General features: G+C 69.8%; 10 protein-coding genes. 4 read left to right on the top strand and 6 right to left on the bottom strand.

The features are described 5' to 3' along the window. Window positions 1-12 precede the first annotated feature (12 nt). Window positions 13-1716, bottom strand: coding sequence for an alpha-glucosidase (locus IT072_RS02780; RefSeq protein ID WP_223359278.1), 1704 nt, complete (start codon window positions 1714-1716; stop codon window positions 13-15). Window positions 1717-1801: 85 nt separating this feature from the next. On the opposite strand from IT072_RS02780, the gene IT072_RS02775 reads away from it, so the two are divergent. Both IT072_RS02775 and IT072_RS02770 read left to right on the top strand, forming a co-directional pair. Next, complete coding sequence (locus IT072_RS02775) at window positions 1802-3253, top strand: FUSC family protein (RefSeq protein ID WP_223359276.1); 1452 nt, start codon at window positions 1802-1804, stop codon at window positions 3251-3253. Between the two features lie 4 nt (window positions 3254-3257). Then, window positions 3258-5396, top strand: coding sequence for a S9 family peptidase (locus IT072_RS02770; RefSeq protein ID WP_223359275.1), 2139 nt, complete (start codon window positions 3258-3260; stop codon window positions 5394-5396). 116 nt (window positions 5397-5512) lie between these two features. Here the strand turns inward: IT072_RS02770 and IT072_RS02765 are convergent, their stop codons facing one another. Continuing rightward, window positions 5513-6337 carry an aldo/keto reductase gene (locus IT072_RS02765; RefSeq protein ID WP_223359274.1) on the bottom strand — a complete coding sequence of 275 codons (825 nt, stop codon included), beginning with the start codon at window positions 6335-6337 and terminating at the stop codon, window positions 5513-5515. A 54-nt stretch (window positions 6338-6391) separates the two neighbouring features. On the opposite strand from IT072_RS02765, the gene IT072_RS02760 reads away from it, so the two are divergent. Next, window positions 6392-6937, top strand: coding sequence for a type 1 glutamine amidotransferase domain-containing protein (locus IT072_RS02760; RefSeq protein ID WP_223359273.1), 546 nt, complete (start codon window positions 6392-6394; stop codon window positions 6935-6937). 18 nt (window positions 6938-6955) lie between these two features. On the opposite strand, the gene IT072_RS02755 is transcribed toward IT072_RS02760, so the two are convergent. After that, a complete protein-coding gene (locus tag IT072_RS02755) occupies window positions 6956-8647 on the bottom strand; it encodes a cell wall-binding repeat-containing protein (RefSeq protein WP_223359272.1) in 1692 nt (563 codons plus the stop codon). Window positions 8648-8916: 269 nt separating this feature from the next. Here IT072_RS02755 and IT072_RS02750 point away from each other — a divergent pair, with 269 nt between their 5' ends. Next, complete coding sequence (locus IT072_RS02750; protein WP_223359271.1) at window positions 8917-9198, top strand: Fe-S cluster assembly protein HesB; 282 nt, start codon at window positions 8917-8919, stop codon at window positions 9196-9198. A 68-nt stretch (window positions 9199-9266) separates the two neighbouring features. Here the strand turns inward: IT072_RS02750 and IT072_RS02745 are convergent, their stop codons facing one another. From IT072_RS02745 to IT072_RS02735, 3 genes are all read right to left on the bottom strand, one after another. Next, on the bottom strand, window positions 9267-11030 hold the full coding sequence (locus tag IT072_RS02745; protein ID WP_223359270.1) for an ABC transporter ATP-binding protein: 1764 nt from the start codon (window positions 11028-11030) through the stop codon (window positions 9267-9269). 86 nt (window positions 11031-11116) lie between these two features. Then, entirely contained in the window at window positions 11117-12307 is a 1191-nt protein-coding gene (locus IT072_RS02740; RefSeq protein ID WP_223357653.1) for an IS481 family transposase, read from the bottom strand. 52 nt (window positions 12308-12359) lie between these two features. Next, window positions 12360-12569 (bottom strand): hypothetical protein, encoded by a 210-nt coding sequence (locus tag IT072_RS02735; RefSeq protein WP_223359269.1) that lies wholly within the window; start codon window positions 12567-12569, stop codon window positions 12360-12362. Between the last annotated feature and the right edge of the window lies 1 nt (window position 12570).

The following is a 12570-nucleotide window of genomic DNA, read 5'->3' as shown; positions in this document are numbered from 1 at the left end:
CTCCGGCCGGGGTCAGCGCTGCAGGACGACGGCCTCCCACGGCCGCAGCGACCCCGTCAGCCCGGCCGGGGCCGAGGTGCCGCCGGACGACAGCACCACCCGGGCGTCGCCCCACCCGGGAAGCGCGGTGTCGTCGTAGTGCGCCACGTCACCGGTCAGGTTCACCAGCACGAGCAGCGACTCGTCCGCCGTCGACCGCTCGTACGCGAAGATCTGCTCGTGGTCCGGCAGCACCAGCTCGAACCCGCCGACGGCGACCGCACGGGAGCGGTGACGGAGGTCGATGAGCGCCCGGTAGTGCGCGAAGACGGAGTCGTCGTCGGAACGCGCGGCCTCCGCGTTGATCTCGGTGAAGTTCGGGTTGGGGGCGATCCACGGCTCGCCGGTCGTGAACCCCGCGTTCGGGCCCGCGGTCCACTGCATCGGCGTGCGCGCGTTGTCCCTGCTCGTGCGCCGCAGGGCGGCGAGCACCTCGTCGGCGGGCTCGCCGAGCAGGTCGACGGCCTCGGCGTAGTGGTTGAGCGTCTCGATGTCGCGGAAGTCGTCGATGGTGTCGAACGGCACGTTCGTCATCCCGAGTTCCTCGCCCTGATAGACGTAGGGCGTGCCGCGGAGCAGGTGCAGCACCGTCCCGAGAGCCTTGGCCGACGCGACGCGGTGCTCACCGTCGTCTCCGAACCGGCTGACGACGCGCGGCTGGTCGTGGTTGTTCCAGTAGAGGCTGTTCCAGCCGACCTCGGCCAGACCCTCCTGCCACTGCGCGAGGTTGCGCTTCAGCTCGAGGACGGAGGCGCCGCGGTGGTCCCACTTGCCGCCGGGACCATGGTCGAGGTCGACGTGCTCGAACTGGAACACCATGTCGAGCTCGCCTCGGGCGGGGTCGGTGAAGCGGCGCGCCTCGGCGATATCGACCCCCGGCATCTCACCCACGGTCAGGTAGCGGTCGTCGCGCCCCGCGAACACCCGCTCGTGCATCTCGTGCAGGAACTCATGGATGCGCGGCCCCTGGGCGAAGAACGGATACGCGTCTCCGTAGAGACCGCCGGTGGGGACGACGCCGTCGGGGAGCGCGGTGTCCTTGGAGAGGAAGTTGACCACGTCCATCCGGAACCCGTCGACGCCGCGATCCAGCCACCAGTTCATCATCGCGTAGACCGCGTCGCGCACCTCCGGATTCTCCCAGTTGAGGTCCGGCTGCTTGCGGGAGAACAGGTGGAGGTAGTACTCGCCGGTCTGCTCGTCGAGCTGCCAGGCCGAGCCGGAGAAGAACGAGCCCCAGTTGGTCGGCTCCGCGCCGTGCTCCCCCGGCTGCGCACCGTCCCGCGGCGGCCTCCACCAGTACCAGTCGCGCTTGGGGTTGTCGCGGCTCGACGCCGACTCCACGAACCAGGGGTGCTCGTCCGACGTGTGGTTGACGACGAGATCCATCACGAGCTTGATCCCGCGCTCGTGCATCCCGGCCAGCAGCTCGTCGAAGTCGTCGAGGGTGCCGAAGAGCGGATCGATGCGCTGATAGTCGCTGATGTCGTAGCCGTTGTCATCGTGCGGGGAGGCGTAGATCGGCGACAGCCAGACCACGTCGACCCCGAGCGCTTGGAGGTGGTCGAGGTGCTGGATGACGCCGCGCAGGTCGCCGATGCCGTCGCCGTCGCTGTCCGCGAAGCTCCGCGGATAGACCTGGTACACCACCGCTGACTGCCACCACGTGTCGTTCACGCGCCCACCCTACTCGGCATCGGCCCGGCGTTGCGGTGGCGGCGAAGCGTCCCGGGCGGCGGCGGGCAGTGAGACGATGATGCGCGTGAAGCACGTGCGTATCGGCCTCGCGGCCCTCGTCACCGTGGCCGCGGCGGCGGGAGCCTGCGCCACGGTGTGGCTGGCCGTGAACGCGATCGCGGGACCGGCCGCGGCGACCCAGCCGGCCGTGCTCGCCACCGTTGTCGCCCTCAGTCTCGCCCGGCGCGATCTCGCGGGGCGGCGCGAGTTCGTCCGCTCCGCGGCGGCGCTGCCGCTCGTCGGAATGGCCGCCGCCGGTGTCGGCTGGCTGCTCGTCGATGTTCCTCCGCTGGGCGCCGTGCTCTTCATCGCCGGGATGAGCGTCCCCATCTGGCTGCGCCGGTTCGGACCGCTCGGCGCACGTGTGGGCGCGCTGATCGCCCTGCCGTTGACGGCCATGCTCGTGGTCCCCGCCGCTCCGGAGGCGCCGGGGACGCCGTGGTGGCCGGCCGCCCTGCTGGCAGCGGGCGCGGGAGCCGTTGCGACGCTCTGGGTGACCGCGGCGCGGGAGCTCCTGATGCGGCCGTGGCTGGGGCGCTCACAGCACGGGACGGCTCACCCGCCTCGCGCCACGCGTCCGACATCCCGCCCCTCGGAGGCGCGATCCGGTCCTCCGTCGCGGCGCCTGCCCGCGAGCACCCGGATGGCGGTGCAGATGGCGACGGCGCTGGCAGCGGCCTTCGTGACCGGCTGGCTGCTCTTCCCGTCGCACGCGATGTGGATCGTGCTCACCGCGTACATCGTGAACGCCGGCAACCGCGGGCGCGGGGATGTGCTGCACAAGAGCGGCCTGCGGGTGACGGGCGCCGTGGGAGGGACGGTGATCGCCCTGCTCCTGCTGTCGCTGCCGACCCTGGACGTGAGGACCACGACCCTCCTCGTCTTCGTCACGCTCTTCGCCGGAACCTGGCTGCGCGCGTACAGCTACGCGTACTGGGCGCTCGCGGTCACCATCATTCTCACCCTGCTGCAGCACGTCGCCGGCGCCGGCCCGGCCGCCGGAGAGGCCGGCCTGCTCGCCGAGCGCGTCGCCGCGATCGTCGTCGGCGCCCTGCTCGGCATCGGCGCAGCCTGGTTCGTCCTCCCCGTGCGCTCGTCCGACGTGCTGCGGCGCCGTCTGTCGGACTTGCTGGCCGCGCTGGCCGCCCTGGTCGGCGCCGACCGGTCCGCCCACGACGCGGAGGAGGACGAGGCGGCCTTCCGCTCGGCCCTCCGGCGGGTGGAGGAGCTCGCACCCGCGCACCGCGCGCGACGGCGGCTGGGCGCGAAGGGCATCCAGCCGATCGATTGTGTCGAAGCGGCGTGCGGACTCGGACCGGCAGTCGCGGAACGGGTCGAGGAGACGGACGACGACGAACGCGTGGACCTCGCCATCCGACGTGCGCGCGCGAGCCTGCGCCCTCCCTTCGACGCCGACGAGGTGCACCGTCGACTCGTCGGGCTCGCTGCCGCGCTCCGCGGCGGCACAGTAGCCTGAATCCATGCTCACCCCGCCGACCACCGCGAAGAAGCCGACCGAACGCGTCCACCACGGAGACGTCTACGTCGACGAGTACGAGTGGTTGCGCGACAAGGACGATCCGGCCGTCCTCGCGCACCTCCACGAGGAGAACGCGTACACGAACGCGCGCACCGATCATCTCGCCCTGCTCCGGGAGCAGATCTTCGAGGAGATCAAACGGCGCACGCGCGAGACCGACTTGAGCGTTCCCGTGCGTGAGGGCGATTGGTGGTACTACACCCGCACGGTGGAGGGGCAGCAGTACGGCATCCATTGCCGCGCTCCGATCGCCTCCCCCGACGACTGGGAGCCGCCCGCGCTCGATGACGCGGCGCAGGCCTCCGGCCTCCCGGGCGAGCAGATCCTCCTCGACGACAACGTGGAGGCGGAGGGCCACGACTTCTATGCGCTCGGCAGCTTCGACGTGAGCGCCGATGGCACGCGCCTGCTCTACGGCGTCGACACGGAGGGCGACGAGCGCTACACACTGCGGGTGCGCTCCCTCGTCGACGAGGGCACCGTCTTCCCCGACGAGATCGAGGGAACCGGTGCGGGAGCGCTCTTCGACCAGACCGGCGAGTACGTCTTCTACACGACCGTCGACGACGCCTGGCGACCGGACACGGTCTGGCGGCACCGAGTCGGCCAGGGCCCGGACGGCGAGGAGGACGCGCAGGTCTTCCACGAGCCGGACGAGCGGTTCTGGATCGGTGTCGGCATGACCCGCAGCCGCCGGTTCCTCGTCATCGAGGCGGGCTCCAACATCACGAGCGAGACCTGGCTGCTGCGCACCGACGACCCGGCCGGGGAGTTCACCGTCGTGTGGCCGCGCAAGGACGGCGTCGAATACGACGTGGAGCACGCGGTCGTGAACGGTCGCGACCGCCTCCTCATCGTGCACAACGACCAGGCGGTCGACTTCGAGCTGGTGAGCGTCTCCGCCGAGGATCCGCAGGGACCGCGGAAGACGATCCTGGCCCACGACCCCGGCATCCGCATCGAGGGGGTCGACGCGTTCCGCGACTTCGTGGCCGTCGAGTACCGTCGCGAGGGGCTCACCCGCGTTGCCGTCGCCTGCATCCCCGAGGAGGGGCGGTCCGACGACGACACCCTCCACGAGCTGCACTTCGACGAGGAGCTGTTCACGGTCGGAGTCGGCGGCAACCCGGAGTGGACGCAGCCGTCGCTCCGGCTCGGCTACGGCAGCTTCGTCACCCCGTCGAGCGTCTACGACTACGACGTGCGCACGCGCGAGCTGACCCTGCGCAAGCGCCAGCCCGTGCTCGGCGAGTTCGACCCGGAGCTGTTCGAGCAGAAGCGCGAGTGGGCGACGGCCGCCGACGGAACGCGCATCCCGATCTCCCTGGTCTACCGGAAAGACCTGGTCACCCCAGGCGAGCCCGCTCCCCTCGTTCTCTACGGGTACGGGTCGTACGAGGCGAGCATGGACCCATCGTTCGGCATCCCCCGCCTCAGCCTGCTCGACCGCGGCGTGGTGTTCGCGATCGCGCACGTGCGAGGCGGAGGCGAGCTCGGCCGGCTCTGGTACGAGAACGGCAAGAAGCTCCACAAGAAGAACACCTTCACCGACTTCGTCGAGAGCGCGCGCCACCTCATCGACGAGGGCTGGACCTCCCCCGCCCGCCTCGTCGCCCAGGGCGGAAGCGCGGGTGGCCTGCTCATGGGCGCGATCGCCAACCTCGCGCCGAAGTACTTCGCCGGCGTGCTGGCGGAGGTGCCGTTCGTCGACCCGCTGACGAGCATCCTCGACCCGTCGCTCCCGCTCACCGTGATCGAGTGGGACGAGTGGGGCGACCCGCTGCACGACGCAGACGTCTACGCCTACATGAAGTCGTACTCGCCGCTCGAGAACGTGCGCGCGACGCAGTACCCGCGCATCCTCGCGGTGACCAGCCTGAACGACACCCGCGTGCTGTATGTGGAGCCGGCGAAGTGGGTCGCGAAGCTGCGCGACGTCGCGGGCGCCGACGCCCTCCTGAAGATCGAGATGGCCGCCGGCCACGGCGGGGTGTCGGGCCGATACTCGGCCTGGCGGGAACGGGCGTTCTCGCTCGCCTGGATGCTGGACGTGATCGGAGCGCACCCGACGGGCGAGTGAGCGGGCCGAGCCGCGCCGTCCCCGGTGCGAACGCCGGCGTACGGGACCACCGCTGCGCGGCGCGCAGCGGCGCTCGTCCCGTGGCACCGCGCTCGCGACGAGTCGACGAGCGACACTCACCCCAGGTCGTCCGGGTCCTTGCCTGTTCGCTCCCCGGTCTCGAGCCCGGCGATCGCCGCGAGGTCGTCGGCGTCGAGCACGAAGCCGAAGACGTCGAGGTTCTCGCGGATGCGGGCGGGGGTGGACGACTTCGGGATGACGATGTTGCCGAGCTGGAGCTGCCAGCGGATGACCACCTGGGCGGGGGTGACGCCGTGCTTCGCGGCCAGCGCGTCGAGCGTCGGGTCGCCGAGCACGCGTCCGCGCGCGAGCGGCGACCACGCCTCCGTCGCGATGCCGTGCTCGGCGTCGTAGCGGCGCACCTCCCGCTGCGGCAGCCACGGGTGCAGCTCGACCTGGTTGACCGCGGGGACGACCTCCGTCTCGGTGGCGAGGCGCTCGAGGTGGTGGGTGTGGAAGTTGGCGACGCCGATCGAACGGGCACGGCCCTCGTGGCGGATGCGCTCGAGGGCGCGCCAGGAGTCGACGTACTTGTCGTGCTTCGGCGCCGGCCAGTGGATGAGGAAGAGGTCGACCGTGTCGAAGCCCAGACGGTCCAGGCTCGCGTCGAAGGACCGTAGCGTCGAATCGTAGCCGTTCTCCGTCCACCACACCTTCGTCGTCACGTAGACGTCGGTGCGATCGAGCCCCGAACGGCGGACCCCCTCGCCGACGCCCCGCTCGTTCTCGTAGAAGGCGGCGGTGTCGATGTGCCGGTAGCCGGCCTCGAGCGCCGCGACCACCGCGTCGGCCGTCTCGGCCTCCGGGATCTTGTAGACGCCGAATCCGAGCTGCGGGATGCTGCCGCCGTCGTTGAGAGGAACCTGGGGGATGCTCGTCATGGGTTCATTCTGCCGCGCTCCCGGCGTACGTGTGGGGCGACGAAAGGAGACATCATGACGATGGACGGACGTGCAGTGGCCTTCCTGGTGGGGCCGGAGGGCATCGAGCAGGCGGAGCTGACGGAGCCATGGAAGGCGGTGACGGAGGCGGGCGGAGTGCCGCGGCTGGTCTCGAAGGATGCCGGCGAGGTGCAGGCCTTCGAGCACCTGACCCCGGCGCAGAAGTTCCGCGTGGATGCGACGCTCGACGCCGTGTCGGCGGACGATTTCGCGGGGCTCGTGCTCCCGGGAGGCGTGGCGAACGGCGACCAGGTGCGGACGTTCCCTGGCGCCGTCGAGCTGGTGAAGCAGTTCGCGGCAGCGGGCAAGCCGATCGCCGTCATCTGCCACGGCGGATGGGTGCTGGTGGAGGCGGGAGTCGTCGACGGGCGGCGCCTCACCAGCTGGCCGAGCCTCCAGACGGACTACCGCAATGCCGGTGCGACATGGGTGGACGAGGAGGTCGTCGTCGACGACGGGCCGTTCACCCTGGTGTCGTCGCGTAAGCCCGACGATTTGCCTGCGTTCAACCGGGAGCTGGTGGCGGCGTTGGGCGGGTGATCCGCCGGACTCACCGGCTCAGCACGGACGAGCCCAGCGCACCTCCGTCGTCTGGACGTTCTCGCCGCCGACGATCTGAAAGTCGTCGACACCGCGATCGAACATGAATTGGAGTTCGCTCACGGGGATGCACCTGCCTGTGGTGAGGAGGAGCGGTCCACGGAGGCTCGACGCCAGGACGGAGACGCCGAGGGCGTCGGGGAAGCCGTAGCCGCTGGCCAGGAACGCAGTACGAGAGGCGGGAATCGACGCGGCGATCGCCGCAGCTGTCTCGAAACGATCCCCACCCGCCAAGCGGGTCACGTCGATACCGGTCCCGAGGCTACCGGCGACGCCATCGGTCACACTCGTGCGCCCGCCCGCGATCGAGACGCTCGTGGTGTTCCAGGAGGCCAGAGCGCTTCGGGTCGCCTCGTCGGCCCGCGCGAGGGAACCATCTGTCAGCACGACGGGCACACCCATCACTGCGGCCGCAGCGCCGGCGGAGAGCGCGTCGGCGAAGCCTCGCCCGGTCGCGAGGTAGACACGCGGAACAGAAGCTCCGAACGCCGTCTGCACCACCGCGCGCGACGTCTCGTAGCGGTCGGAGCCGAAGACCCGGGTCACCTCGGGAGCGAATGGGAGAGCCCTGAGCGAGTCCAGCACGCCGTCCGCGACGACAGCGGGACCGCCCACGACGACGATGCGAGGCGGATGGAGTCGCGTCAGTTCGGCGGCGATCCTCGGGTCCAGCGTGCCCGGCATGGTGAGCAGCAGCGTTCCGTGACCGGCTGCCGCGGCAGGACCCGCCGAGAGCGCGTCCGGGAAATCGACGCCCGAGGCCAGATAAGCGACCGGCGCACCGGCGGTCGCGTCCGGGAAGGCCGCTCGCGAGATCGCGATGGAGCTGTCGAAACGATCAGCGCCCGAGGTCACCGTGACGCGGTGGTCGGGATACTGGACGAAGATGTCGTCCGTCTGCTGCTCGATGGTCGCGCGCCCCGCTGCGCGCGTCGTGACGATCGCCTGCAGTGTCGCGCCGATGTCTTTGACAGTCGGGGTGTACGTCGCGGAGTTCGCCCCGGCGATCGGCTGAGCGTAGCCGGACGGGTCCGGTGCGTCGCTGTTCCAACGGAGCCAGGAGAACGAGTCGGTACCGCCGGTCTGCCCGGGGTCGACCTGAATCGGCGATCCGACCGTCGCGGACGTCGGTGCCTTCGCGTAGGACGGGCGGGCGGCTGGGACCGTGACGCTCGCGCAGCCCACCTGGACGGACCCGCCGGGCGGCATCGCGGCATTGAGGTTCCACATACGGGCACACACCGTCAGAGGGCCGACACTCGGGGCAGACGCCCAGCGCACGTCGAAGCCCTGGTTCGGCCCCAGCTGCGGATACGCTCGACGTACGTCCGGTCGCGCGACGTTGAAGTCCTCGCGCTCCGCCCATCCGATCGTGGTCGGCGAACCGCCAGCGGGCGTCGCCACGAGTTCGATGGCGGCCGTACCGGTACCGTTCTGCCACCCGTCGTTGAGATCGCCCGCCCACCCCTTCACATGAAGCGTCGGCTTCGGCGACGACTGAACGTAGCCGACGGAGATGCTGTCGATGTAACCGACGACGGCCGGCGGCTTGATGTCGAACGCCGCCGCGGGCATCACGGGCGCTGCTATCGCGGCGGCGACCGCTGCCCCGGCCACGACGGACACGACGATACGACGGCTGACTCTCATGCTGCGATCCCCCTCAACGCCTGCGTCGGCGCGGCGGTGACGGTCACCGCTCCGTCGAGCCTAGTCGTCGCAGCCCCCTCGGCTCAGGCCGCAGCGGTACCGCAAGAGGGGGCCAGCGGTCGACTCTGCGGAGCCCGGTGACCGGTCGCCGAGGACGCCGTCGGCGGTTCGTGAGTGTTTCCTGGCAATGGCGGCGACCGGGGTTGCGTGGTCCCGTGGAGCGCGGGAACGTGGCTGGCTCCTGGAGCCATCGAACGGAAGGAGAGCGCATGCTCACCCTCACTGAGAACGCCAGCACGATCGTCAAGACCCTCACCGACCAGGCGCCCGCCGACGAGGCGGGGCTGCGCATCAGCAGCAGCAACCCGGACAACACCGCCTTCGCCGCGGCCGTGTCGGAGGCCCCCGAGCCCACCGACCAGGTCGTCGACGCCGGAGGCGCCCGCATCTTCCTGGAGCCGCAGGCGGCCGACGCCCTCGACGACAAGGTGCTCGACGCGCAGGTCGACGAGCAGGGGTCCGTCAGCTTCGCGATCGGCGCGGTGGCCTGACCGCCCGAGTACGCAGAAAGTGCGCCGTCTCATCACGAGACGGCGCACTTTCCGTGTGTTCGGCGCTGCTAGGCGGCGGGCTGCGGTTCTGGCTCGGGGTCGGCCTCGGCGGCGGCGCCCTGGAACTGCGTCATGTAGAGGTCGTAGTAGGCCCCGCGGCGCTCCAGGAGCGTGGCGTGGTCGCCCTGCTCGACGATGCTGCCGTTCTCCATGACCAGGATGGTGTGCGCATCCCGGATGGTCGACAGGCGGTGCGCGATCACGAACGAGGTGCGGTCCGTGCGCAGCGCCGCCATCGCGTGCTGCACGAGCAGCTCGGTGCGCGTGTCCACCGACGAGGTGGCCTCGTCGAGGATGAGCAGCGACGGGTTCGCGATGAACGCCCGCGCGATGGTGAGCAGCTGCCGCTCGCCCGCCGAGACGTTGCCGCCGTCGGCCTCGATGACGGTGTCGTACCCGTCGGGCAGCTGGCGCACGAACCGGTCGACCATGGTGGCCTTGGCGACCTCCACGACCTCCTCGTCCGTCGCGTCGAGGCGGCCGTAGCGGATGTTCTCTCGGATGGTGCCCGAGAACAGCCAGGCGTCCTGCAGCACCATACCGACCTGGCCGCGCAGTTCGGCGCGCGACAGCTCGGTCGTGTCGATGCCGTCGAGGCGGATGGCGCCGCCGTTCAGCTCGTAGAACCGCATGATGAGGTTGACCAGCGTGGTCTTGCCCGCACCGGTCGGCCCCACGATCGCGACGGTCTGCCCCGGCTTCACGGCGAGGCTGAGGTCGCGAATGAGCGGCACGGCGGGGTCGTACGAGAACTCGACGTCCTCGAGCTCCACCCGGCCGTCGGCACGGGCGGGCAGATGCCGCGTCTCGTGGTCGGGTGACTGCTCCTCCGCATCCAGGAACTCGAAGGTGCGCTCGGCCGACGCGACACCGGACTGCAGCATGTTCGCCATGCCCGCGATCTGACCGATCGGCTGCGAGAACTCCCGCGAGTACTGGATGAACGCCGTCGCGTCGCCGATGGTCATCTGACCGGAGACCACGCGCAGCGCCCCGACGACCGCGATCAGCACGTACGACAGGTAGGAGACGAAGTTCATCGCCGGCATGATCATGCCCGACACGAACTGCGCACCGACCATCGAGCGGTACAGCTTCTGGTTGCGGGAGTCGAACTCCTCCAGCATCACGCCGTCGCGGCCGAACGAGCGCACGAGGTCGAGACCCGAGTACGACTCCTCGATGTGGCCGTTCAGGTTGCCCGTCGACGCCCACTGCTGTTTGAAGAGCTTCTGCGAGCGGCTGCCGATCACACCCGCGATCACACCCGAGAGCGGGATGGCGATGAGCGCGATCAGCGCGAGCTGCCACGACACGATGAACATCATGATCCCGATGCCGACGACCATCAGGACGGACTGGATCAGTTGAGAGAACGCCTGCTGCAGCGCGGTCTGGATGTTGTCGACGTCGTTCGTCACGCGCGACATCAGGTCGCCGCGCTGGCGGGCATCGAAGTAGCGCAGCGGGATGCGGTTGAGCTTGTCCTCGATGTCGCGGCGCAGCCCGTAGACCACCCGCATCACGAGGGCGTTGAGGATGTAGCCCTGCCACCACTGCAGCAGCGAGGCGACGATGTACATGGCGAGGACGATCATCAGCAGGCGGCCCAGCTCGACGAAGTCGATGCCGGTGCCCGGGATCAGGGTGCCCTTCGCGTCGATGGTGCCCACGGAGCCCTGGAAGATGACGTCGGTCGCGTTGCCCAGGATGCGGGGCGCGATCACCACGAGGGCGACCGAGACGACCACGAGCACCGTGACCCAGGTCATCCCGACCCACTCGGTCTTCAGGAGTCCGAGCAGGCGCTTGAACGACGTGTCTTGAGTCGCGACATAGGTCTCACCTGAGTCGCGTCTTAGGTCTCACGTGAAGAAGCCCTCGGCCATCGGCCGGGGGTTTTCTCGTTGTTGCGCCAGTAGCTGCGGGTGGGGTCGATGGTGTGGGTGGAGAGGATTTCGCCGGTGTTCAGGGCGATGACGGTGACGGTGGTGTCGTCGGCGAGGGCGAGGATGCGGGTTCCGCGGTGGTGGTAGCCGATGCCGAGGTGGTGCATTCGGCCGGCGCGGCGGAGGCTGACTTTGCCGCCTGTTCCGACGAGGTCGTAGCGGATGCGGTAGTGGCCGGGGGTGCGGGCCTGGGCGGGGAGCGCTTTCGGGGTGGCGCGGAATGCTTGCCCGGGTGTCTGCCGGTTCAGGGCGCGGTGGGGGCGGTGCTCGTTGTAGTGCTCCCGGAACGCGTCGAGCTGAGTCTGGAGCTCGGTCAGGGTGTCGGCGGCGGGCCGTGCGGTGAGCCAGCGTTTGAGGGTTTGGTGGAAGCGTTCGATCTTGCCTTGAGTTTGCGGGTGGCTGGGTGAGCCGTTCTTCTGGGTGACGCCGAGCAGGGGGAGCAGGTATTCGAAGGCGTTGCGGCCGCCGCCGAACCGGGCGGTGTAGACCCTGCCGTTATCGGTCAGGGTGGAGGCAGGGATGCCGTGCCGTTCGGTCGCGGTCAGGAAGCTGGTGACCACGTCGTCGCCGGTGACCGGGCGGTGTGCGGTGCAGGAGAGCAGGTAGCGGGAGTGGTCGTCCAGCCAGTTCAGGATCTCGATATCGGTGCCATCGGCCAGGCGCCAGTGGGTGAAGTCGGACTGCCAGGTCTCGTTCGGTTGCGCGGCCTGAAACCGGAGGTAGGAGGAGCGGGGCCGTTTCCGGGGTTCCGGGGTGATGAGCCCGGCGGTGTGGAGGGTCCGGCGGATCGTCGAGGTCGACGGAGCCTGCAGGTTCTCCTGTTCGAGGTGCCAGGCGATGGTGACCGGGCCGGCATCCAACCCGTTCCCGATCAGCTCAGCTCGCAATTGCAGGATCCGTTCCCGGACTTCGTCCGCGGTTCGCTGCGGGCTGGTGTGCGGGGCTCGGGAGCGCGGTTCGACCGCGTCCAGGCCGCCGTCTCGGTAGCGTGCGAGCAGCCGATGCAGGTGCCGGCGGGAGAACCCGTACTCGGCAGCTGCCGCCGTCACGGTGAGCTGTTTGGACACGATCTTCATCACGGCGACCCGAGCCTTCGACATGCCACCGACTGTGACGCATGTCCCGACTCACCAGGGACCTATCAACTGAGACCTATGTCGTGAACCCAGACAGGCGCTTGAACGACGGCCAGAAGTTCTCGGCCTTGCGGGCCGGGGCGTCGCCGAACATATCGCCGTCGGAGGCGGACGGCTCGTACTCGTAGTCGACCTCCTCGAGGGTCGCCTCGACGGCGGACTCGTGCGCCGCGCGGTCGGCCGTGCTCTGCTTCTTCGGCCGTCTGGCCAGCTTGTCGCGCGCCATC

Source organism: Leifsonia sp. ZF2019, assembly GCF_019924635.1.
Taxonomy (GTDB): Bacteria; Actinomycetota; Actinomycetes; order Actinomycetales; family Microbacteriaceae; genus Leifsonia.
This window is presented reverse-complemented; position numbering and strand designations above follow the sequence as displayed.

Bases quoted from the DNA above. Each gene is read 5' to 3' on its own strand.
- IT072_RS02770 (WP_223359275.1), top strand. From the start codon at position 3,258: ATGCTCACCCCGCCGACCACCGCGAAGAAGCCGACCGAACGCGTCCAC.
- IT072_RS02765 (WP_223359274.1), bottom strand. From the start codon at position 6,337: ATGACGAGCATCCCCCAGGTTCCTCTCAACGACGGCGGCAGCATCCCG.
- IT072_RS02760 (WP_223359273.1), top strand. From the start codon at position 6,392: ATGACGATGGACGGACGTGCAGTGGCCTTCCTGGTGGGGCCGGAGGGC.
- IT072_RS02755 (WP_223359272.1), bottom strand. From the start codon at position 8,647: ATGAGAGTCAGCCGTCGTATCGTCGTGTCCGTCGTGGCCGGGGCAGCG.
- IT072_RS02750 (WP_223359271.1), top strand. From the start codon at position 8,917: ATGCTCACCCTCACTGAGAACGCCAGCACGATCGTCAAGACCCTCACC.
- IT072_RS02745 (WP_223359270.1), bottom strand. From the start codon at position 11,030: ATGACCTGGGTCACGGTGCTCGTGGTCGTCTCGGTCGCCCTCGTGGTG.
- IT072_RS02740 (WP_223357653.1), bottom strand. From the start codon at position 12,307: ATGTCGAAGGCTCGGGTCGCCGTGATGAAGATCGTGTCCAAACAGCTC.
- IT072_RS02735 (WP_223359269.1), bottom strand. From the start codon at position 12,569: ATGGCGCGCGACAAGCTGGCCAGACGGCCGAAGAAGCAGAGCACGGCC.